Raw genomic sequence first — 3,236 nt, forward strand, 5'->3', positions numbered from 1 at the left:
GCCGCGCCGCGCCGGGCGCGGGATTCCGGCGCGCCGGGGCGGGTACCCGCAGCGCCGGCCGGCCCGTTCGCCGGGCCGGGGCGCACGGTGGGCAGCGCAAGGGACGGACGGCGGGCAGGGAACGGACGGCGGGCGGATGCGCCCGGTTCCCGGAGGGAGGAGTGAGCGTGAAGCGACGCCGGAACGCGCGCCGGGTGGTTGTGGTGACCGGGGCCAGCGCCGGGGTGGGGCGGGCCGCCGCCCGGGCCTTCGCGGCCCGAGGCGATGCCGTGGCGCTGCTCGCCCGCGGCGAACGGGGACTTGCCGCCGCGGCCGATGAGGTGCGCGCGGCCGGCGGCCGGGCGCTGCCGCTGTCCGTGGACGTCGCCGACGCGGAGGCGGTGGACCGCGCCGCCGGGCGCACCGAGGCGGAACTGGGTCCGATCGACGTGTGGGTCAACGCCGCGTTCAGCACGGTCTTCGCCCCGGTCCGGGACATCCGGCCGGAGGAGTTCCGCCGCACCACCGAGGTCACCTATCTGGGCTTCGTGCACGGCACGCAGGCCGCGCTGCGCCGCATGCTGCCGCGTGACCGGGGCACCATCGTGCAGGTGGGCTCGGCCCTGGCCTATCGGGGGGTCCCGCTCCAGGCCGCCTACTGCGCGGCCAAGCACGCCATTCAGGGCTTCCACGAGTCGCTGCGCTGCGAACTGCTGCACGACGGCAGCCGGGTGCGGACCACCATGGTGCAACTGCCCGGGCTGAACACCCCGCAGTTCGACTGGGTGCTGTCGCGGCTGCCCCGCCATCCCCGCCCGGTGCCGCCGGTCTACCAGCCGGAGACGGCCGCCCGGGCCATCGTGCACGCGGCCGGCCACGGCCGCCGCCGGGAGTACTGGACCGGCGCCTCCACCGCGCTGACCCTGGCGGCCAACGCGGTCGCCCCCGGCCTGCTCGACCGCTATCTGGCCCGCACCGCCTACGACTCCCAGCAGACCGGGCGGCCGACGGACCCGGACCGCCCGTCCAATCTCTGGGAGCCGCTGGACGGCCCGGACGGGGAGGACCACGGGGCGCACGGCGGCTTCGACGACGAGGCCAGGCACGGCAACGGCCAGGTGTGGGCCTCGCAGCACCACGGCCTGCTGGCCGTGGCCGGCGCCACGGCGGCGGTCGGCGGTGCCGTGCTCTCCGCGGCGGCGGCCCGCCGGGCCCGCCGCTGACCGCTGCGGGCCCGCCCGCTGCCCGGTTCTTCCGCGTGTCCGTTTTGCGCCCGGGGCGCGGCATGCCAGCCTGCCGGAAGCCGCTTGTCGTCGTCCGTCACCCGGAATCCGGAAGGGGCCCACAGCCATGGCGATCCCGGACGTACGCGTCGGCCGTACCCCGCCCGCCGAGCACGGCCCCGGACATGCCTCGGTCCGCTGGCTGTCCACCACCGACCACAAGGTCATCGGCGCGCTGTACATGATCACCGCCTTCGGGTTCTTCCTGGTGGCCGGGGTGCTGGCGCTGGTGATGCGGGCCGAACTCGCCCGCCCCGGCATGCAGCTCATCAACGCCGAGCAGTACAACCAGGCCTTCACCCTGCACGGCACGATCATGATGCTGCTGTTCGCGACCCCGCTGTTCGCCGGGTTCGCCAACGCCGTGATGCCGCTGCAGATCGGCTCGCCCGATGTGGCGTTCCCCCGGCTGAACGCGCTGTCGTACTGGCTGTTCCTGTTCGGCGGGCTGATCGTGGTGGGCTCGCTGTTCGCGCCGCTGGGGCCCGCGCACTTCGGCTGGTTCGCCTACGCCCCGCTGAACGACGCGGCCCACACGCCGGGCGTCGGCGCCGACATGTGGGTGATGGGGCTGGCACTGAGCGGGTTCGGCACCATCCTGGGCGCGGTGAACTTCATCACCACCATCGTGTGCATGCGCGCGCCCGGGATGACGATGTTCCGGATGCCCATCTTCACCTGGAACGTGCTGCTCACCAGCGTGCTGGTGATCATGGCCTTCCCGGTGCTGGCGGCGGCGCTGTTCGCGCTGGCCTCGGACCGCACCTTCGGCTCGCACATCTTCGACTCGGCCAATGGCGGCGCCCTGCTGTGGCAGCACCTGTTCTGGTTCTTCGGCCATCCCGAGGTCTACATCATCGCGCTGCCGTTCTTCGGCATCATCACCGAGATTGTGCCGGTGTTCAGCCGCAAGCCGCTGTTCGGGTACTTCGGCATGGTGGCGGCGACCATCGCCATCACCGGGCTGTCCATCATGGTGTGGGCGCATCACATGTTCGCCACCGGCGCGGTGCTGCTGCCGTTCTTCTCCCTGCTGTCGTTCCTCATCGCGGTGCCCACCGGGGTGAAGTTCTTCAACTGGATCGGCACCATGTGGAAGGGCTCGCTGAGTTTCGAGACCCCGATGCTGTGGTCGATCGGGTTCCTGGTGACGTTCCTCTTCGGCGGGCTGACGGGCGTTCTGCTGGCCTCCCCGCCGCTGGACTTCCATGTCACCGACACCTATTTCGTGGTGGGGCATTTCCACTACGTGGTGTTCGGCACCGTGGTGTTCGCGATGTTCGCCGGCTTCCACTTCTGGTGGCCCAAGTTCACCGGGAAGATGCTGGACGAGCGGCTGGGGAAGATCTCCTTCTGGACGCTGTTCCTGGGATTCCAGGGCACCTTCCTGGTCCATCACTGGCTGGGCGCCGAGGGCATGCCGCGCCGCTATGCCGACTATCTGGCGGCCGACGGCTTCACCCTGCTGAACACGATCTCCTCGGTGAGCTCGTTCCTGCTCGGCCTGTCGGTGCTGCCGTTCTTCTACAACGTGTGGAAGACCCACCGGTACGGCTCTCCGGTCGAGGGCAACGACCCCTGGGGCTGGGGGCGCTCGATGGAGTGGTCCACCTCCTGCCCGCCGCCGCGGCACAACTTCACCTCGATTCCGCGGATCCGCTCCGAGGCCCCGACCTTCGACCTGCAGCATCCGGAGGCGGCCCGGCAGATGCAGAAGCGGATGGCGGACCGGTACGACGTACTGCACTCGGCCTGAGGCCGGGGCCGGGGCCNACCTCGATTCCGCGGATCCGCTCCGAGGCCCCGACCTTCGACCTGCAGCATCCGGAGGCGGCCCGGCAGATGCAGAAGCGGATGGCGGACCGGTACGACGTACTGCACTCGGCCTGAGGCCGGGGCCGGGGCCGGTCAGACCGCCGGGCCGCGCCGCCGCCCGGCCAGCAGCCCGGCCGCGCCCGCGGCACCCGCCACGGC

At 71.9% G+C, this 3,236-nt stretch carries 2 protein-coding genes; both read left to right on the forward strand.

The window, feature by feature from the left end:
* The first annotated feature begins 167 nt into the window (after window positions 1-167).
* Window positions 168-1,202 (forward strand): SDR family oxidoreductase, encoded by a 1,035-nt coding sequence (locus GQS09_RS27675; RefSeq protein ID WP_399552625.1) that lies wholly within the window; start codon window positions 168-170, stop codon window positions 1,200-1,202.
* A 127-nt stretch (window positions 1,203-1,329) separates the two neighbouring features.
* Complete coding sequence (ctaD, locus tag GQS09_RS27680; RefSeq protein ID WP_165990263.1) at window positions 1,330-3,018, forward strand: cytochrome c oxidase subunit I; 1,689 nt, start codon at window positions 1,330-1,332, stop codon at window positions 3,016-3,018.
* Window positions 3,019-3,236: the final 218 nt, after the last annotated feature.

It is taken from the genome of Streptomyces sp. YIM 98790, assembly GCF_011421595.1.
Taxonomy (GTDB): domain Bacteria; phylum Actinomycetota; class Actinomycetes; order Streptomycetales; family Streptomycetaceae; genus Streptomyces.